This window comes from Poriferisphaera corsica (genome assembly GCF_007747445.1).
GTDB classification, from domain to species: domain Bacteria; phylum Planctomycetota; class Phycisphaerae; order Phycisphaerales; family Phycisphaeraceae; genus Poriferisphaera; species Poriferisphaera corsica.
This window is the reverse complement of the sequence record NZ_CP036425.1, coordinates 2,526,160-2,545,396: the sequence shown is the minus strand read 5'-3', so window position 1 is coordinate 2,545,396 and position 19,237 is coordinate 2,526,160. Positions and strand designations below refer to the sequence as shown.

General features: G+C 49.2%; 16 protein-coding genes. 10 read left to right on the top strand and 6 right to left on the bottom strand.

The window, feature by feature from the left end:
• The first annotated feature begins 226 nt into the window (after positions 1–226).
• Both KS4_RS10495 and KS4_RS10490 read left to right on the top strand, forming a co-directional pair.
• Positions 227–1,918: an LptF/LptG family permease gene (locus KS4_RS10495; protein WP_145077750.1), complete on the top strand. Its 1,692-nt coding sequence runs from the start codon at positions 227–229 to the stop codon at positions 1,916–1,918.
• A gap of 45 nt (positions 1,919–1,963) precedes the next feature.
• The gene (locus tag KS4_RS10490) at positions 1,964–3,232 is read left to right on the top strand and encodes an LptF/LptG family permease (protein WP_145077748.1); all 1,269 of its coding nucleotides are present in this window, start codon (positions 1,964–1,966) and stop codon (positions 3,230–3,232) included.
• Between the two features lie 62 nt (positions 3,233–3,294).
• Here KS4_RS10490 and KS4_RS10485 read toward each other — a convergent pair whose 3' ends face one another.
• Together KS4_RS10485 and KS4_RS10480 are read right to left on the bottom strand one after the other, a co-directional pair.
• Entirely contained in the window at positions 3,295–4,761 is a 1,467-nt protein-coding gene (locus KS4_RS10485; protein WP_145077746.1) for an ArnT family glycosyltransferase, read from the bottom strand.
• Positions 4,762–4,855: 94 nt separating this feature from the next.
• The gene (locus tag KS4_RS10480) at positions 4,856–5,209 is read right to left on the bottom strand and encodes a hypothetical protein (protein ID WP_145077744.1); all 354 of its coding nucleotides are present in this window, start codon (positions 5,207–5,209) and stop codon (positions 4,856–4,858) included.
• A gap of 448 nt (positions 5,210–5,657) precedes the next feature.
• On the opposite strand from KS4_RS10480, the gene trpA reads away from it, so the two are divergent.
• The 6 genes from trpA to KS4_RS10450 all read left to right on the top strand — a co-directional run bounded on the left by trpA (position 5,658) and on the right by KS4_RS10450 (position 13,170).
• Positions 5,658–6,479 (top strand): tryptophan synthase subunit alpha, encoded by an 822-nt coding sequence (gene trpA, locus KS4_RS10475; RefSeq protein ID WP_145077742.1) that lies wholly within the window; start codon positions 5,658–5,660, stop codon positions 6,477–6,479.
• 202 nt (positions 6,480–6,681) lie between these two features.
• Positions 6,682–6,978 carry a hypothetical protein gene (locus KS4_RS10470; protein ID WP_145077740.1) on the top strand — a complete coding sequence of 99 codons (297 nt, stop codon included), beginning with the start codon at positions 6,682–6,684 and terminating at the stop codon, positions 6,976–6,978.
• Between the two features lie 151 nt (positions 6,979–7,129).
• Positions 7,130–9,580, top strand: coding sequence for a tetratricopeptide repeat protein (locus tag KS4_RS10465; RefSeq protein WP_145077738.1), 2,451 nt, complete (start codon positions 7,130–7,132; stop codon positions 9,578–9,580).
• A 249-nt stretch (positions 9,581–9,829) separates the two neighbouring features.
• The gene (locus KS4_RS10460; RefSeq protein WP_200761159.1) at positions 9,830–10,123 is read left to right on the top strand and encodes a FeoA family protein; all 294 of its coding nucleotides are present in this window, start codon (positions 9,830–9,832) and stop codon (positions 10,121–10,123) included.
• A 36-nt stretch (positions 10,124–10,159) separates the two neighbouring features.
• A complete protein-coding gene (gene feoB, locus KS4_RS10455) occupies positions 10,160–12,229 on the top strand; it encodes a ferrous iron transport protein B (RefSeq protein ID WP_145077733.1) in 2,070 nt (689 codons plus the stop codon).
• Positions 12,230–12,459: 230 nt separating this feature from the next.
• Positions 12,460–13,170, top strand: coding sequence for an HAD family hydrolase (locus KS4_RS10450; RefSeq protein WP_145077731.1), 711 nt, complete (start codon positions 12,460–12,462; stop codon positions 13,168–13,170).
• A 76-nt stretch (positions 13,171–13,246) separates the two neighbouring features.
• On the opposite strand, the gene KS4_RS10445 is transcribed toward KS4_RS10450, so the two are convergent.
• On the bottom strand, positions 13,247–14,050 hold the full coding sequence (locus KS4_RS10445) for a YHS domain-containing (seleno)protein (RefSeq protein ID WP_145077729.1): 804 nt from the start codon (positions 14,048–14,050) through the stop codon (positions 13,247–13,249).
• Between the two features lie 301 nt (positions 14,051–14,351).
• Here KS4_RS10445 and KS4_RS10440 point away from each other — a divergent pair, with 301 nt between their 5' ends.
• Together KS4_RS10440 and KS4_RS10435 are read left to right on the top strand one after the other, a co-directional pair.
• On the top strand, positions 14,352–14,918 hold the full coding sequence (locus KS4_RS10440) for a TetR/AcrR family transcriptional regulator (protein ID WP_145077727.1): 567 nt from the start codon (positions 14,352–14,354) through the stop codon (positions 14,916–14,918).
• A gap of 285 nt (positions 14,919–15,203) precedes the next feature.
• The gene (locus KS4_RS10435) at positions 15,204–15,839 is read left to right on the top strand and encodes a histidine phosphatase family protein (RefSeq protein ID WP_145077725.1); all 636 of its coding nucleotides are present in this window, start codon (positions 15,204–15,206) and stop codon (positions 15,837–15,839) included.
• A gap of 152 nt (positions 15,840–15,991) precedes the next feature.
• On the opposite strand, the gene KS4_RS10430 is transcribed toward KS4_RS10435, so the two are convergent.
• From KS4_RS10430 to KS4_RS10420, 3 genes are all read right to left on the bottom strand, one after another.
• Entirely contained in the window at positions 15,992–16,348 is a 357-nt protein-coding gene (locus KS4_RS10430) for a hypothetical protein (protein ID WP_145077723.1), read from the bottom strand.
• Positions 16,349–16,818: 470 nt separating this feature from the next.
• On the bottom strand, positions 16,819–17,259 hold the full coding sequence (locus KS4_RS10425; RefSeq protein ID WP_145077721.1) for a hypothetical protein: 441 nt from the start codon (positions 17,257–17,259) through the stop codon (positions 16,819–16,821).
• Between the two features lie 167 nt (positions 17,260–17,426).
• Positions 17,427–19,133, bottom strand: a complete 1,707-nt coding sequence (locus KS4_RS10420) for an NADH-quinone oxidoreductase subunit N (protein WP_200761158.1) — start codon at positions 19,131–19,133, stop codon at positions 17,427–17,429.
• Positions 19,134–19,237 lie beyond the last annotated feature (104 nt).

The following is a 19,237-nucleotide window of genomic DNA, read 5'->3' as shown; positions in this document are numbered from 1 at the left end:
GACAATGTGGGAAATAAGTCGCGGCGGGGATAAAAGCTGCATAAAGAAATATGAGCGGGTAAACTGGTCTTAATTATGACCGTGGCCTACAGTCAGCCGAATCATTCAACTAAGGATGGGGTGAGCTTAGGTAAGGTTCAATCATCGGGTCAGGCAACAGCTTGATCGGGGTGAACAACAGGAAAGTGATCAGAGGTCAGCGAGAATCTGGTGGATCAAGCTTGATATGCCTTGGACATTTTATAAATACATCCTGCGTGAGTTGTTGAAGCTACTAGCAGCTTCTGTGTTGACATTGATGCTCGTCATCAGTTTTGCCGCAGCAATCAAGCCGCTCAGTGACGGTCAGCTTACTCCTCTTTTATTTGCAAAATTTGTGATCCTTACCGCTCCCACGATGCTTGGCTTCGCTTTGCCGTTCGCGGGTGCTTTTGCCAGTACGCTCGTTTTTATACGCATGGTGCAAGATAACGAAATTACCGCGTGTAGCGCTAGCGGTATGAGTTACCGAGCGATTCTCATGCCTGTGATCGTGCTTGGGGTTGTACTCACGATGGGCCTCTTTGGGCTTTCCAATTTTGTCATTCCAGCCTTCTTTAAGCAGGCTGAAAAAACCATACAGCAAGACCTCATTACCGGTTTGGTGACAAGTCTCAACGAGGGCCAACCGTACGTTCAAAATGGTTTTGCGATATATGCCAATTCTGCTGATCAAATACCCATCACAGATAAAACGCTCACCGAAGATCCAATGCTCACTAAGATTATCCGTTTGAAAGGCGTCGCCGTCGCTCAAATGGATCGAGATGGGCAGATGAATAACGATGGCAGTGCGCGTGAAGCATGGTTGTACATGCGTCACGATAATGAGCAAGATCAATCAACCGTACAAGTCGTACTGGTTGATGCGTACTACAATGATCCCGGCTCTGTAAGGACAGAAATGGAAGGTTGGAAAGAGCTCCCGCCACTGGTGCAGCAAAGTTTTTTCCGTGATAAACCGAAGTTTCAATCCCTTCCTGAGCTTTTCGAACTTGAACGCAATCCCGAACGATTCGAAGATATCGGCAACCGAAAACAAAACCTCATTAAAGCACTAGCAGCGGAAGATCTGGAGCAGCGAATCAAAGATAGCGCTGTACCGGGAGGGCAACCACTGCTCTTCAGAGGTATTGGTTACGATGAAAACAAACTCTATGAAGTCAGCGCACCCTCAGCAGTCGTTTTTGATAACAAGCTGATGTTACGCTCAATGGGTGATGATAAAGTCATTGTTGCTGAGCGTCTGGAAGGCCAAAGTTACCCCAGCAGTATGTTCATGGCCGAGCGAGCAGAAGTTAAAGTCAATGTGAATGATAAGATGCCAGGCCTTCCATATCTGACACTCAAGTTAGGTGATGATGGTGATGGTGTTCAGGTCGCCAACGACAGCGGATCAGGCGAACGAAAAAGCTTTGATCTGCCCAAAATTATCTGGGCCGGTGATTCGCTCTTGGATATGCCTGCCAAAGATATGAAAGTCAGCGATGTGATGCACCGTGTTGAAGCCGGTGCCACGCAGTACCAACGATCCAGTACTGTCGTTAACGCTTATGCCCGTATGACGGACGGCCTGAAAAAGCTGTCACACAGAATACGTGGCCACCTCCACGAACGAGCCGCATCCGCAGTCGCCTGTAGTCTCCTTTTGCTGCTCGGTGCGATCCTCAGTTTGCTCTTCAAACACCAAATGCCTCTGGTCGTTTACTTCTGGAGTTTCATGCTCGCCATACTGAGCATTATCGTCATGAACTCTGGACAGAATATGGCTGGTCGTGTCGAAGTACCGCTTGCGATGAGTCTTGGCCTGTTATGGACAGGTAACCTCATTCTTTTGGCTGTGATTAGCGTGAGCTATTGCCGTTTGGCTCGAAATTAACGGATGGACGAATGACTGCTCGGATGAGCCATGAGATAACAATCAATGAAGACACTGAGTCTTTACATCATTAAGAACTTCCTCGTTAACTTCGTGATCCTGCTCTCGGTGTTGATGCTGCTGTTTATTCTGGTTGACTTGACCATCAATATGGATGACTTTGTCAAAGCCGGTGGTAACTGGGCAAAGATGCAGAATGTGACTTCGGTTGCCAGCGAATACAACGTCTCAGGCGAACTGCTCACAGAATTACTTGATGATGGGGCAAGCAATCCACTGATTGCCAGTGAGCTCGATCTAAATGTCAATCAGGTTTCGCAAATTAAACATGCCATTCAGCCCGGCAGCTTTATGAGTTTTATCGGCGTGATGTATTACATTATTGATTACTACACGCCCATTATGCTTTTGATATACATCTTCTTCTCGGGGCTCATCGTCACCGCAGCCATGGGGTTCACTTTCTCAGCCATGATCCGCGCGCGCGAACTCACTGCGATTATCGCAAGTGGTATTAGCCTGTATCGCATTGCCATGCCAATCGTTCTTGTGGGTGGTGTTCTTAGTATCATTAATCTGCCGCTTCAAGAATACGCTATCCCCGCGATGGCCGAACGCATCACCCGCGATAAACTCGACCTTAAGCGAAACAAAACCCGTGATATCCCCATCGTTTTTGCACGCGATGGCGAAGGGAATCTCATCAGTGGTGCGAACTTCCTCAAAGACGAAGAGCAATTTGATAAAGGCATCAGTATTCTGGTTCGTGATGACAGTGGACTCACGCTTCAGCAGATCCGCGCGTCGCAGGCCTCGTGGGATGACAACCGTGGCGGTTGGAAGCTTGTCCAAGGTGTCGCCTTTGTGACACCCGACAATCCGATGGAAATTTCGCCGCCAGAAGCGATTGATTTCTTCAAAACGGACCTTTCTCCCACGGTTCTGAAACTGCGGCAAACCAGCTTTTATCGCAACCTTCTGTCCATCGGTAATCTGCAGTCCATGCGCAGCAACCCTGCACTAAGTGGCAATGCGGCCGAAGGCATAACTCGAATCATTTGGAGCCGATTCAGTCTCGTTATCCTCAACGTCATCGTCTTAGTCATCGGCCTCCCATACTTCCTCACTCGTATCCCTGGCAACATGCTCAAGCAAGGTCTCAAAGCCGCCGGTGCATGTGTCGGTGCGTGGGCTGGTGGTATTCTCGTCCTTCAAGCCGGAAGCAGCTATCTCGGGCCTGCCAGCGCCGCTTGGCTACCCGTTATTATCAATCTTCCGATCAGCGCATACCTTCTCCATACAATCAAAAGCTGATCATTTCGCATTCATACAATCTAACTATTCATGTAACCCGAATATTGAGAAGTGATTCAGTATCATTGCGGGTCAATCACGTCATAATTCAACGTCATCTGATGCTTTGAAGTGTAATACTGATCCGCCATAACCGCATCAAGTGGTACGTCTGGCAACGTAACCTGCAACCCTTGACTCACAAGATCAAACAATCGCTGCGGAGCCATCCCCGTATCCTTCTTTTCCCATATCACAAGTGTCGGCAACGAGGGATTGATCGACATATCTAACGACGGTAAATCAGCCGAAATCACGGTCGCCCCCGGCATAATCAACTTCAAATTCCCACCAATCTTCCGGTCGGCTGCCAAGATCTGGGGTTTATTATCACCTTTACGAATCAACTGTTCAGCCAATTCGCGATAGGGCGCGTTCCTGCGTGATGGTTTACCCGTTGCTGCTGAAATTAATGGCTGCAGTGGTAATACGATAAAGATGATCAACGCAATACCCGTCGGTATGAGCAGCACAACATTCTGGCGATGTTCATCGTAATACGGCGCCAAACGCAAGCAAAGATACAGTGGCAGCAAATAATACAACGGTTGCAACCAGCGATCTTTAATATCCGTACCACCTGTCACAGCAAACGCGATCACCAGTAGCAGCACAATTACGATTAAAGACATCCCAAAATAACGTCTTATCTCAAATGAATCCTCATCAAGTTCCTCATGTTCTGTCGTGCCATACAAGACGCCCAAGCTAACCCCGAACAGTAAGATCGTAAAAGCAAAGGAATCACTAATAAACGAATAGATGCCTTTCGAAATACTACTCACAGAGATACCAGAGATTGCGAAATCTGAAATATTCGTTTGTACTTCAGTTCTTGCGTCTAAGATAAAATAGACCTGCAGCCCGATTACAAGGGCGGCAATACCTACCGTGCTGATCGCTTTGTAGTTAAAGATGCATTCACGAGTGTTCTTGAAAAATAAGGCTGCCACCATTAACCCTACGACAGGAAAGACGAAGTTGTATTTAGACAACATTCCTGCCGCAATCGCAATACCAAGCATCATGTAACTACTCAGTGATTGCGTTTGGTAGATGCGAACGACCAGATAAACTGTCCATGCGGTACACGTTGTCACCAGTACAGAATGCGTTAAATCTCGTTGCGATTCCCATATATATTGCGGCACAAGCATCAGCATCAACGCGCCAATTGCAGCGTAAAGATGCGATTGTGTGAGTCGTTTGATCGTTGCCCAGGTCAGCAAGAACGTTGACGCTAATAATGCATTTTTTAGAACAATCAATGAAAACAATGATTGGCCGAACATGGCCATCACTATTTTTTGTAGCCATGTGTATAAAGGTGGTTGTGAACCATAGACCCATCGCATCGGCAGTTGCGAAAGCAAAACCTGTTCAGCCTCATCCATTTCAAGTGTTGGTGAGGATGCAAGCCGTGCTAGGCATCCCAACAAGAAATACGCTGCAATCAGCGTCGGTGTTTGCTTGAGTAATCGCTCTCGCATGATCAAGACTATACGCGAAAAAACTGCTCAGGTGTGAAGCTTTTTAGAGATGTTTGTAAAACTGCTCGCCCAACACTTAACACGCAATGAAGGACTAAATTCTTGTCCACCATGAATTAAGTGAATCTGCCAAATATTCGCCAATTTGAGGTGCCACAATCAATTCAGCTTCAGTAGGGGCTGCCCCTTTAATATTCGAGATCACCCAGCTCCCAATTGAGGTCTCAAATGGCACCCCATATTCTGCCCGCTGATGAATAAACATCACCAAATGCGTGAGCATCTCGTCACCCTTCGGATCCACTTTACGAAGCTGTTCGCACAGCACCTTGAAAAACCCTTGAAAGTCCTTTGCCTTCATCCGTGATTCAAGTTGCAGCAGTGCTGTCGCAGTCGCCGCGATAAACATGAGCCTATCCCAAATACTCAACTGCCGTTTATTTTCCAAATCAGCAATCAGTACAGAACGATGTTCAAAATCTTCAAACGAAGTAATCACAATCGATTGGCACGAACGAAGAAGCAACGTAGCTTTCGATTTAAATTTCCTTGACGTGATCATTACAAAACCATTTCTCTAATATAGAGATGTTCACACCACACTTGACCTGCATTGAGATGTCCCGGAACATGCTCTTTAATACATGCTTAATCTTATAGAATCCCGACTGTCACTTTCCCCACAATCTATTGTAATCGCACCGTTGTGACCCAGCTAGTATTTATGTGATTACTGCGATCGCAAGTGGTAAATGTGGATTTCATGTAACAAATGTTTCAATTTATAGCTCTCAAGCACATCCTCAATTTCGATGGCTGCCTCAAAAAAGAATTTCAGATCAAACCATCCTGATTGACGCGTTGAATCAATCTCCGCACCAGTTTAGACTATTCACATGAATCGAATTGAGAGCATTTTCCGCAAGTTGGCCGAATCACGCACGACTGATCCAGCATCAGGCCGCGCCCTGATGCCTTATGTGACCGTTGGCGACCCCGATCTGCCAACCACTGGCAAAATTCTTTCCGCACTTCAGCGTGGCGGTGCTTCCATCTGCGAGCTCGGTTTCCCTTTCAGCGACCCAATCGCCGACGGCCCTGTCATTGAAAGTTCCATGCATTACGCGCTGTCACGGAATCTCCAAATCGAGCAAATATTCGAGATGGTTGAAGAACGCCGCTCGCAGCTCGACATCGGCCTCGTAGCCATGGTCTCATACTCAATCGTTCATCGTTGGGGCGATCAAGCTTTTATCGACCGTGCTGCCCGAGCCGGTATCGATGGCTTCATCATCCCCGATGCACCCATTGAGGAGAGCATAACCCTTGCCAAACGCGTCCAAGACGCCGGCCTGATCATCAGCATGCTCATTTCACCCAATACGCCGATCGAGCGAGCTCAGGAAATCGCCAAGCTCTCCAGCGGCTTCGTCTACCTTATGTCACGTGCTGGCATCACCGGCGAATCTACTGATTTGCCGCCAGAGTTGCCTGAACGTATCTCCGCGCTACGCAAAGTGACCGATCTTCCCATCGCAGTAGGCTTCGGCATATCCAGCGCCAAACAAGTACGCACCGTCGTTGACGTCGCCGACGCCGCCATCGTTGGCTCAGCACTGGTTCGGCGCGTCTCGGAAAACCGAGCAAACGGCTCCGACGCAGTCGTACAAGCTGCTGAAGACTTTACCGCCCAGCTAGCAACCGGCCTGCGTCCATAACCACCCTCATGCAATTTGCACATTCATTTCATTTTCCTCTTAACCTGATCACACATCTGATGTTAAGATAGGTCAACATTGCAGCCTGTAGTGGCTGTAACTGCTGTCTGTGTATCGCGAAACTGACGGTTATAACCCCGTCACGACCTTGGTATTGGTCGAATACCTCAATCACCTCAATAGCCGGGGCTGAGGATTGCCGATGCGGGTTTCAAAGGCAGTACGACATTCTCTCTCAATTATCTTCGGAGCTCTCTGGGCGACCATGCTTTTGGTCATTGGTCTGAGCTGCTTCGCCCACGCAAACTCACCACTCATTAAACTCGTCGCCGTGGCCATGATTGCTGCCGCCGAATTCATTACCATGACATTGGTCGCAGACGAACTCTGCCCGCTAGCCGACGTAAAATACACGTCAGCCGCAAAACTCATCACCATCACCACGCTGCTCCTCGCCACCGCATCCGCAATCGGCACCTACGCCCTCAATGGGATATAGCCCGATCACTGTCTCTCAGTCCGTCTTTTCCCACCTGAGTAGCCAACACTTCGTGCATGTCTTAACGGAGGCTATACTTCAGAAACATCTCGGCCATACGCCGAGTATCACTCAGATTCGCGCGTACCTCGCGCTGAAAGGGATTGGATCCGTGTACCTTCGATTGTTCTCACGCAAACGTATCGCCACACTCTCCGTCGCACTCTTCGCATGCCTCTGCTTGACTTCTCTCAACGCACAAACCGCCTCCCCCCCCGCGCAAACCCAGAAACAAATGCTCGCTTCGCAATATGCGCAGCTCGCGAGTTTCGTTCTTTTTGGTCAAGATGACGTTCGGCAAGATCAAATCATTCGCGCAAGAATCCTCCTTGACCTCGCAACACAACTCAACCCCGACAGCCCAAATCTTTGGCTTCTTCGCGCTGAACTAGCCAACCTCGAAAACAATCCCGATGCTTCGATCAAAGCACTCCGCAATTATCTTCGACTCGTTCCACAAGACGATGCCGCACAATACGATCTCATCATCAAGATTGTGAACAAAGAGCAAACCATTGATGGCCGCTCTGCCAAAATCGAGAATATTCTCAAATCAAAATCTGCCAATCAATTCTCAAAACCATTACGCAGCCGACTTGCTGTCTATGCCGCCAGTTCTGCGAATGAAATGGGGCAACGCCGCCAAGCACTTTTTTGGCTTCGCGAAGCTTCCAGCCTTGATGAATCCAATCCTGATGCCGCTCTTCTTACCTATCAATTGATTAGTGATCTCGGCGCAACCACACAACAACTCGGCTCCGCACTCATTTCACTCGTTCGAACCATGCCTTACAATCCCCAGCCGCGCCTACAACTCGCAGAGCTACTCATGGCTCAAGGCGTATTCACTCGCGCAGCCGAACAATACCGAGCTGCTGCTGCAATGTCTTCCGAAACACTCAATCCACAGCAAGTCAAGCTCTGGGCAATCGCAACCGCATCTACAGGCCGTAGCGATAATGCGATCGAAATCATCGATCAATACCAGCAATTCATTAACGCCCAATTCAAAATCGAAAAGCAGCGTGAAGCCCTGATGTCTGGCGGTAACCCCGGCGATGTCGGTCTCGAACAATTTCCCTCCATCCCACTCCCACTCGAACTCCAAATCGCGCAACTCGCCATCTTCTCCACGATGGACCCCATAGATTCAGGCGATCGTCCTCAAGAAACATTCGATCTCATCAAATCCGAACTCCTCGCCAAGGCAGGGCAGGGTGATGAACTCGCCAAGCTTGATTACCTATGGCTCGGCGCCATGTTTAAGTTTGATGTTGATCAAGTCGCCACCACACTTAAAGAATTCCCTGTCGATAACGAACTGGCTCAAATCGCTCGTGGTTTCATCGCCTACGACAAAAACGATTTCGACTCCGCTCGCACTTCCTTCGAAGCTTACAAAGAAACCAACCCTTACGCCTCGCTCGGCTCCGCGCTCGTAGCCGCGAACCCGACCGCTCGCACAGCCGCTCTCCAAGACGTGGTTTACAGCGGCAACGCCATCACCGTCCTCCTCGCCGTTCACCAACTCCAAAGCGCAAACGCACAATTCAAAGCCACCGCAGTCGGTGACGCAATCCGCAGGCAAATGGATCGTTATACAAACCGCCTCTGGAATGCCGACCCCATCAATGATCCTTGGGTTCAGCTTTTTGTTGAAACCGCGGAACCGCAAATCAATTACCTTGATCCAATTAATGTTAAGCTTCGCCTCAAAAGCAAAGCGCCTATCGATCTTGCCATGGATACGCCTTACACCGTTTCCGGCAAAAGCATGCTGACCGCGCAAGCGTACGTTCTCGGCCAGCCCGTTCCTCTCTCCCCGCCAACCATCATCAACCTCAAACGCAAGCTTCAGCTCGCGCAAAATGATGAGATCGACGTAACCTACAACCTCACCGAAACCATGTTCGGCCTCTTCACTCAAAATAACCCGCAAAGCCCCATCATCTACAACCTCAACGCCATCACCGATCCCATCCCCAGCTTCAACGGTACCCTCGTTCCCGGAATCATCGGCCTCAACGACTCCCTCAACTCTCAACAGATTCTTGGCAACAACCCATCCAAGCCCATCATCGAATCGCGCACACAAGCCGCAACAGACCCCAACTCAGCAAACTACTTCACATCATTGGCATACCTTGGCACGATCACGCAGGTTCTCCCCAGCGATGACCCGGATCTCAACAAGCAGCAGACCGAGGATCAGATCGCACAAATCATCAACGATACCTACAGCCAAGCCGATGAACTCACCAAAGCTTGGCTCCTCCGATTCACACCCGTCAAATTGCTTAATCTTGAGAATTACCAGTTCCAGCGTGTGATCGACAACGCTCAACGCTCCGATTCCATCATGGTTCGCATTATGTATCTCGCAACACATATCACCGACAAAAGCGATCCCGGCTTCATCGCCGCACTTCGCAGCGAAAACCCAACCATTCAAACCTATGCCAAAGCCATGAGCGACACTTTCCAATACATCGATGATGTTCGTGCCAAGGCCGCTGAAGAGCAAAAGAAACAGCAGCAGCAACCCAAGAAGATCGATTGGTAAGCTCACACTGAAACTTAAAGAACTCCAAACCGGCATCCGCCGGTTTTTTCATGCCTACACCCCGTCACGCTCACTCCACACTCAATTCGAGATTTTTGAGAACCAGTATCAAAAACTCCACGTAAATACGCCATCCTGCTTGCAGCTCTCAGGACCTTATCCTATATTATGAGATCGGTTCTCAATATCAATATTGTCTTTGCGTCACATATGTCCTTAAAGTGGCATAACTTCTGGAGTATCAGCCCTATGTCGCAATCCAGCACGCCAAAACCCATCACAGATCAGCTCGACTTGTCTGCCTACACCCCTATCCACAAACTCAATACGCACCAAATCGCTGAGATTAAACACGTTGACGCATCTCACGATGATATCGATCGACTGAAAGCCATGGGCATCTGCCAAGGTCGCCGTGTTCAGCTCATTCAAGCGGGCGACCCTCTCATTCTCAAAGTTGTTGGCGTTCGCATCGGTGTTTCCGCCAGACTCGCCAAATCTGTTTACACAGAACCTTGCCGCCGCACTGGCAGCGGTTGCTGATCCCGCCTCTCGCCAACTCGCCTGAAAGCAGTACCCATGCCCACCGAATTACCCAAGGAAAAACCTGTGAACAAAGTCTCACTGCCCGTCGTCGATGAGCAAGCCGACCAACGCAAGCCGCAGCTCCCGGTTGTCGCACTCATTGGCAACCCAAACGCTGGTAAAACTACGCTATTCAATCGCTTCTCCGGTCTTCGCGCCAAAACCGCCAATTTTGCCGGCACGACCGTTGATCACCGCGCTTCTCGCATCAAACTTCCCAAAGGTGATATCGAGCTCCTCGACCTCCCAGGCCTTTACGGCCTCGACTCCGCCACACCTGACGAAAAAGTCGCGCAGGATGTTCTGCTCGGTCGCCTTCCCGGCATGGAAAAGCCAGACGCCGTCCTCCTTGTTCTTGATGCAACCAACCTTGAGCGAAATCTCTACCTCGCCGCACGCGTCATTGAGCTCGGTCTCCCAACCGTCGTGGCTCTCAACATGTGGGATATCGCACAAAAGCAAAACAACAAAATCAATCTCGATTCACTCGCCAAAGATCTCGCCGTACCCGTCATCCCCATCTCCGCACGTACCGGCGAAGGTGTTGAACAACTCACACAACAACTCGATATCTCTATCGAGCACTACAAACCCGCCGTTGTCCCCGAATCACTGACCGCATGTTCATCATGTGGCGAATGTCCATATGCCGCTCGCTTTGATTGGGCCGAGCAAGTTTCCGATCGTGCCGGCGCTTCTTCCGAACACCACACCCATGGTCCAATGACCGAGGCCATCGACCGTATCCTCACGCACCCCGTCATCGGCATCGGCGCATTCTTCGCCGTCATGGCTACAGTCTTCATTATGATTTTCTGGTTAGCCGCATACCCCATGGACTGGATCGAAGGCGGCTTCGGTTACGCCGGTGAACTTGTCGGTTCTGTCCTCGATGACGGCGACTTCAAATCACTCATCGTCGATGGAATCATCGGCGGTGTTGGAGGCGTCCTCGTCTTCCTCCCGCAAATCCTCATCCTCTTCTTTTTCCTCACACTCCTCGAAGACACCGGCTACATGTCCCGTGCAGCTTTCGTCATGGACCGCCTCATGCGACGTGTCGGCCTTCCCGGCCGCGCATTTGTCCCAATGCTCTCCGCACACGCTTGTGCCATCCCCGCCATCATGGCCACCAAAATCATCGAAGATCGGCGTGACCGACTCGTCACCATCCTCGTGCTCCCACTCATGACCTGCTCGGCACGTCTCCCTGTCTACGTCATGCTCATCGCTCTGCTTTTTGCAGGCAATGCGCTCTACGCCGGCCTCGCTTTCACCGCCGCTTACTCGCTCGGTATCATCGCCGCCCTCGTCATGGCATTCCTTTTTAAGAAGACCATCCTCCCCGGCGAATCAAAACCACTCGTCATCGAGCTTCCTTCTTATCGTCGGCCATCCATCAAAAACGCTCTCCTGCTCACCCTTGATCGCAGTAAAATGTTCGTCAAAAAAGCAGGCACCGTTATCCTCGTTCTCTCCATCCTTCTATGGGCCGCGTCAACGTATCCCAAGATGCCCGAAGGTGCAGAATCTGCCCAAGCGAAACAACGCATTGCCCAGCTTGATCAGCAAATTCTTCAAACAACAAACGAAGCGAATGTCGCCGACTTCACCCAGCAAATTGAACAAATACAAGCCAAAGAAGCACTCGCATATTCCGTCGCTGGCCGTGCCGGTAAGGTTTTCGAGCCCGTCTTCCGCCCTCTCGGCTTCGATTGGCAGATTAATGTTGGCGTACTCTCATCTTTCGCCGCTCGTGAAGTGATCGTCTCAACGCTCGCCATCGTCTACGGTGTCGGTGAAGATGTCGCCGAAGATGGCAACAGCTTCGCAAAGGTGCTCGATCGCCAAACCCGCGAAGATGGATCCAAAGTCTTCACCACCGCAACTTCTTTTTCTCTCTTAGTCTTCTATGTCCTCGCCATGCAATGCCTCCCCACACAAGCCGTTACACGACGTGAAGCAGGCGGTTGGAAATGGGCCATCTTCCAGCTTGGTTACATGTCCGCACTCGCATACGGATTGGCACTCATCACCTACCAAACCGTCAGCTTTTTCACCTGATCACACACGGCATGCCTCAAATCAAACATATACAAGCTCGCGTTACCGCGAGCTTTTTTCATAGCAAATTTCAATCCTATTGCCGTCACCCAAAGGGCGCCGCTTCGTAGATGTTCGCTTAATACCTGACACTTTCCACTTCCCCCGCTACCATATAAACTCACCACCCTCTCGCCTCTCAACCTCCCTCACTCCCAACTAGCACTAACAACTAGCACTAGCACTAAAATATGCACCACACTCTTCTCCTATTCGACATCGACGGCACAATCCTTGACGCAAAAGGCGCCGGCGGCAAAGCATGGTCCCGCACCGCCAAGCAACACTTCGGTGACGACTTCACTATTAAGCAAGTTCAATTCGCCGGCAACCTCGATTCCATCATCTACCGCCAAACCGCTGAACACAACAACATCACCGACCACCATCAGCATCACGAAGCTTTCAAGTCTGCATACCTCAAAGCACTTCATGAAGAACTCAATCAGCACGATGTAAAATCACATGCAGGCATCGACGAACTCATCGCTCAACTTAATCATCTCGCCCAGACCGGTGCCCCCATCATGCTCGGCCTCCTCACCGGCAACTACACCGAAGGCGCTCACCTCAAACTACAAGCCGTCGGCATCGACCCCGCATGGTTTGCGATCTCAGCCTGTGGCGACGAAGCTCAATCCCGTCCCGACCTCACGCTTCTTGCCATGCAAAAATACGAATCTCTCATCGGTGTTAAAGCCAACCCCAAACGCATCATCGTCATCGGCGACACCCCAAAAGATGTCGATTGCGCCAAAGCTCACGATTGCTACGCATTCGCCGTTGCCACTGGCCCATTCTCTGTCGAAGACCTCCTCAAATCCGGTGCCGACACCGCCGTCTCCGATCTCTCCGACCATACCCCGCTTTTCAATATCATGGACCGTATCACAACCGCTTAACTCAAAATAATAAAGCCTGCGCCGATCAAACAGCGCAGGCCCATATTGACTTCATCGAATAACGCCTAATACTTGATTAGTTGTTCTTCAGATTTTTCCATTCTACATCAGCCTTCTTGATATTGTTTGGGATATCTTCAGACCACACGCCTTGAATCTTTTTGTCAAGATTCAAATACAGCTTGTCGTCAACGATCTTCCAAACCATTGGATCACCCACAAATTTTTGGCCGACCGAAACGCCATACGCGCAATATCCGCCATACGCAGGCAAGTATTTCTCTGGATCCTTTTCAAACGTACTCTTATTCTGTCTGTTTTCAAACAGGTAAGTTACGCCCTTATATTTCGCTAAATATGCCGTACTTCCACGTTTCGGCTCACCTGATAGATATGAAACCAAATCATATCCCTGCACACCAAAAACACTCGCGTCGGGTCCGTCATCCTTAATCTGATCCCAAGCGATATTAGCCTTCTCTATATTCTCAGAAAGTGTATCCTCCCAGTTCTCCTGCACCTTTTGGCTAAAGTTTAAATACAGCTTCCCGTCAACCATCTTCCAAACCATCGGATCTGCAGCAAACCGATATCCATTCGCCATACCATACGCACAAAATCCACCATACGCGGGTATATATTTTTCCGGATCTTTCTCAAATAAAGCCTTATTCTCATCATTTGCAAATAGATAAGTAGTTCCATCATATACCGCAACGTGATTCCCGTTTCCTACGATTGGCCCATTAACATCATGGTACGAAATCAAATCATAACCTTCGACACCAACCGTATTCACCGCTTCATCTTTAGCTGCAAATACAAGCGATGTAACTGCCAACAACAAATACGCGATCATCACAATTTTTAGCTTTCTCATCGTTCTGTCCTTTCATATCACAAACCAATTTCTGCAATACCCTGTTTTCCCCAGTTGCTAATCCGCTTTCTTACCCTCACTTAATCTCTTGCAGCAAGGAAACAGATCTGTTTCTCACTTTGCGCAGAACTGTAGCCTTGCCCGACATAACAATCAACAAACCATGAGATATATTCAGAATATTTACTCAAAAACACGTTTTAATCTGCAATATCGCGTTATTAATGACTCTTAATGACTTTCTCTTAAAACCCGCCTACCATTTTTTAGGTAACCACTCTGTTTCTAAATATGAGGCGATATGACGCAAAACAGCAGACGAGAACATCTGATTGATACCGCCATCACGCTCTTCCAGCAGCGGGGCTATCACGCCACTGGCATCGATAAGATTCTCGCACACGCCCACGTCTCAAAAAAAACAATGTATCAACATTTCCGATCCAAAGAAGAACTCATCTATGCCGCGCTTAGAAAATATGATAGCCAGTTTCGTAACAGTTTCATGAAAGAAATCAAAAACCGCTCACATATCCCCGCTGAGCAACTCCTTATTCTTTTCGACGTTGCCGAAGATTGGTTCAAAGCCGACAAGTTTTATGGCTGCATGTTCATCTCCGCCGTAAGTGAGTTTGCCACCGACGATTCCACCATTCGGCAAATCTGCAAACAATTCAAACAGCTCATCCATCACTACATCCTCACCCTCGCTCAAGAAGCCAACCTCTCTAATCCTAATGAAATCGCCGATGAACTCAGCCTTCTCCTCGAGGGCGCTATCGTTACCGCGCAAGTATCAAGCAAACCCAATGCAGCACAAACCGCCAAGCATATCGCAAAGCAGCTCATCCAAAACCAAACTAAATAAACGACAACACACTTCACGTATATTCACGAATAACTTGCAAGCAAAAAGTAGCACCTTTATTATGAATCTAACAGACAAGCATCAATGACGTATCAAGATGTTTGCCCACCCTGTATAAAATGGTGCGCCCAAGATCATCAACGCTTCGCCCACATCATACTTCACACACAAAGCGATCATACCTCCGTCAGCAACCACCAATCCAAAGGTGATCAGAACGATGACCTCTGCTCCAACCGCCAAATTCTTTTTAAAATATAATCAATCAATAGTGCAGTATTGAACATGAAAAATATCTTTGTCGTCACACATGCACAAGCAACCCATCATCTCGACAAAATTGTCGGCGGTTGGTTCGATTCTTCTCTCACCGCACACGGCCAATCTCAAGCCATCGCAATCGCCAAACAACTGACCCAACTAGTCACAGCCCAATCCCCAACCATCATCTCATCCGATCTTAAACGCGCTTTACAAACCGCGGACATCATCGCACAGCATTTCAATACCACATCCACAGCAAACCCCAACCTCCGGGAAATTAGCTACGGAAAAGCAGAAGGTAAACCGCAAGCATGGCTCGATGCTCATTGGCTTCCACGTCCAAATGACAATCGCCTAGATCATCGCCCAATCGAAAACGCTGAAACCACCCGTGAACTCGCGCAAAGAATCTACGAGTGTACGACCCAACTCTTTAGTGATCCAGACATCGACAACCTCATCCTTATCAGCCACGGTTACGCCAGCACCTTCATCATCGCCAACTGGATCGGTCTTCCACTCGATAACGCCACCCACGTCCATTTCAATCTTTCAACTGCCAGCATCACACATCTGCAACAAGACAACCACTTCAAAAACCACTCCGTCAAATCCCTCAATTTCACCAAACATCTACGAGCTAGCGAAACCTCATAATCCATCATGTCGCCGCCGAGTTCCGCCATTCAATGATCACATAAAACAACATCGCAATTGCTCCATGAACTGAATGTAAAACAATGGTCTGGCACAAACCTCATTCACCTCGCCCCACATAGTTCAGCCCCGCCTCATTGAGGACTCATCACCTAAATCACATCCCCCTCAAACCGTCCATCCGCTTCCCCGTCACTCGCATCAATCTGCTCTACCATTGCTTGTAATTCCTCTTCACTGATCAGCCCTTTACTCGACAGCAATCGGATCAGCGACGCCAAATACAGCTTCAATTCCGCGTTCTCCTGATGCAGCCGATACAACATCTTGTCTTGCGAGTGATCGACCGCAGATTGGTTCTTTAACGTGTCTTTCAATTGTGCAATTTCGTTCATTGCTGAGGATTGCCGTGACAGCTTATTTTTCAGCAAATTGATATCACGTTCAGTATCCGCAATATCCATACGGTTCCCAATATCGCCCAGCAGCAGTGTTCTGCCCCAGCCCATAAGCAAACTCCTTGTTCAGAAAATCAAAACTTAACACATCTAAATTAATCCGAGATTGCTCTATCAGCAAGCACATATCATGCAAAAACCATGCTAAAATCCCTACTTATGTGAATGCGCGCACAAACCTGAAAATGCCCCCATATTGCATGGCAAAAGCCGATCGAAACTTCAGAATGTTGGACCATTCTTCTTCATAGTTTGGCATCTTTAGCCAAAAACAAGGTTGTTTGATGTACATGAAAACCCCCGAAAATCGTTTTCCGTGCGCACAAAGCCGTCGCGCCATAGCAACACATTCTCAATTACCTCCCCCCTTATCTCCCCTTTATCACACCCTTATCACCCTGCATCACCCCTGTCTCTCTAACATGTTTCGCTGTTCCTCCGGCCCGCGCCTCCCCCGTATCATCACGTTTCAAAAGACCTGATTAAAAGTGGCTATACTAACACTTGATTAGGCTTGGCCACTATTTACCAATTTGATTCGCTGATTCAACGATCTTTGTATTTGGTTCAACTTTAAATTGATGAACCGTTTTTTCCGCGTCAGGCCCATTGCCGCTTACGACTGTAAAGGTGAGTAATCCTGATGTCGGCTCGTAGTCTGTCTTTGTAAGATTCTCATCCAGACTATTTGGCGAATAGATAAATAATCGTTCAGTATTGTTTGGTGTAACATATTTTACGGTCACGTCACCCATCGGATTGATAAATGCAGTCACCGTATTCCCATCGCTAAATTTCAGCAGAACTTCTTCAGACGTATCACGATTGATCGACGTGAAAATCCAAGCTGTTAGCGTAAAGAATGCCAAAATTCCTAACAGAAATAGCCCCACAAACAATCTGCTTTTTTTCGATTTCAATGCATTGGTTCCCGTGTTATCGCGCACAAAATGATTGCGCACCTCGTCAATATCTCCACGTCTATTCTAAGCGGATCAGTGGCTTTACGAAAGATTCCTTCTGCCTGAGCGCACAAAATGGCCGCCAGAATCACAAGATCAATATAAGAAAAACGCTCACTGTTAAGTGGTGAGCGTTTGTTTATCTATGACTTGATTGGTCTACCGACTTAGTCAGTGACAATTTCAGAAAATCCTTTTGTGTCAGTCATCAATGATGGTGCGTAAGCCGCTGTTTGTTCATCATTGATCTTGATCTCAGTCGGCAATTGATCCGCAGCACGGCCAGCCGTGTCGACCAGGAACCCACCAGCTAATCCCAGCACCAAACATGCAACCCCGCCAATCAACGCGCCGGCAATACGGCCCGGTGTCTTGGTGTAGGTGATCCCTTCAGCAGGCTTGCCGAAGAACGCCGCATTCGCAATGCGAAGGTAGTAAGCACCGGAAATTGCAGAGTTTACAACCGCGATGATGACCAGCCACACATAGCCCGCTTTGTAGGCTGAGCCGAAGATGTAAATCTTGCCTAAGAAGCCAATCAAAGGTGGCATGCCAAGCAGTGAAAATACAGACAATGCCAAGATGGATGCCAGTACTTTGTGCTGTTTAATCAAACCTGCGATATCAGCATAACTGTCGATCTCTTCACCATTTGGCTTGCGAAGTGCGGCGAGCACTGCGAAGGAGCCAACGGTCGCGAGGCCGTATGCGACGAGATAGAACATGACCGCAGCGATGCCGTCACCGATGGCGAGGCCGAGCGTTGTGTCGCCGTCGTACTTGGCGATGGCGGTTGCGGCGATCGCGGGGGCGCCTGCGAGCAAGCCAACGACTATGTAACCGGAGTGTGCGATCGAAGAGTATGCCAGTGCACGTTTTACGGATGTCTGGATCATACCGAGCACGTTGCCGAGGAACATGGTGATGACTGCGATGACCCAGAGCAGCATTTCAATGACCTGCGGCAGGTGATTCTGATCCGGCCCGTAGTTCCAGCCGACCGTTGAGAGAATGAGGATTAAGGCAACGAAACCTGCGGTTTTTGGCACAAATGCCAAAAACGCTGTAACTGCTGATGAGGCCCCCTGATACACATCGGCGGCGTAGTAGTGCATGGGGAATGCTGCGATTTTGAAGCAGAAGCCGAGGATGGAAAAGATGAGTCCGATGAGGAGCATGCCGGACAGGCCGCTGTTTGCGACGTATTGCGCTTCGATGACGTTTTTAATTTCGGCGAGATCGGTGTAGCCGGTGGCGCCGTAGATGAGGGCGAAACCATACAGGAAGATGGCGGAGGAGAGAGCGCCAAGGAAGAAGTACTTCACGGCTGCTTCCTGGGCGTTGATGTTCTGTTTGGCTGTAGCGACCATGACGTAGGTTGGGAGTGAGGTGAGTTCGAGCGCGAGGAAGAGCCAAACGAGGTCGTTTGCGCCTGCGGTGAGCATGAGTCCGACGATTGAGAAGAGGAAGAATGCGTAGTATTCGCCGCGGTAGATGTTGCCGGGTTCGAACTTCTTGGCTTCTTCGGCTTTTTGAGTTTGCGGGAGCAGGTCGGGGACGGATGCGGAGACGAGGATGAGGAGGAAACCGATGCCACAAGCTGCGAGCTTGATGAAGCTTCGCAGGTCGGTGATTTCGTATAGGCCGGCTTTGAGTTTGGAGAACTCGGGGATGAACGCGATGGCGAGTATGAGTGAGATGGCTGCGATGACGGCAGTGAATTTACGGGTGCCAGATTCACGACCGAGGCCGGTGATGAGGCAGATGGTGCCGCCGATGAGGAGGATGAGCTCTGGGATGAGGTTGTTGACATGATCAGAGAGATTGATCGCGTCAACCGAGGTTGCCTGAGCGAGCGTTGTTAATGTGGTCATGATGTCGATCATTGTTTTATTTCTTTAGTGCTAGTGTTTGGGACTAGTGCTAGTAAGTGGTGAGGGAGTGAGGGGTGAGTGTGATCCCATGCTGGGGGGCATGG

Coding starts and splice junctions, on each gene's coding strand:
- KS4_RS10440 (WP_145077727.1), top strand. CDS start 14,352: ATGACGCAAAACAGCAGACGAGAACATCTGATTGATACCGCCATCACG.
- KS4_RS10460 (WP_200761159.1), top strand. CDS start 9,830: ATGTCGCAATCCAGCACGCCAAAACCCATCACAGATCAGCTCGACTTG.
- KS4_RS10485 (WP_145077746.1), bottom strand. CDS start 4,761: ATGCGAGAGCGATTACTCAAGCAAACACCGACGCTGATTGCAGCGTAT.
- KS4_RS10470 (WP_145077740.1), top strand. CDS start 6,682: ATGCGGGTTTCAAAGGCAGTACGACATTCTCTCTCAATTATCTTCGGA.
- trpA (WP_145077742.1), top strand. CDS start 5,658: ATGAATCGAATTGAGAGCATTTTCCGCAAGTTGGCCGAATCACGCACG.
- feoB (WP_145077733.1), top strand. CDS start 10,160: ATGCCCACCGAATTACCCAAGGAAAAACCTGTGAACAAAGTCTCACTG.
- KS4_RS10430 (WP_145077723.1), bottom strand. CDS start 16,348: ATGGGCTGGGGCAGAACACTGCTGCTGGGCGATATTGGGAACCGTATG.
- KS4_RS10450 (WP_145077731.1), top strand. CDS start 12,460: ATGCACCACACTCTTCTCCTATTCGACATCGACGGCACAATCCTTGAC.
- KS4_RS10495 (WP_145077750.1), top strand. CDS start 227: ATGCCTTGGACATTTTATAAATACATCCTGCGTGAGTTGTTGAAGCTA.
- KS4_RS10490 (WP_145077748.1), top strand. CDS start 1,964: ATGAAGACACTGAGTCTTTACATCATTAAGAACTTCCTCGTTAACTTC.
- KS4_RS10435 (WP_145077725.1), top strand. CDS start 15,204: ATGAAAAATATCTTTGTCGTCACACATGCACAAGCAACCCATCATCTC.
- KS4_RS10420 (WP_200761158.1), bottom strand. CDS start 19,133: ATGACCACATTAACAACGCTCGCTCAGGCAACCTCGGTTGACGCGATC.
- KS4_RS10445 (WP_145077729.1), bottom strand. CDS start 14,050: ATGAGAAAGCTAAAAATTGTGATGATCGCGTATTTGTTGTTGGCAGTT.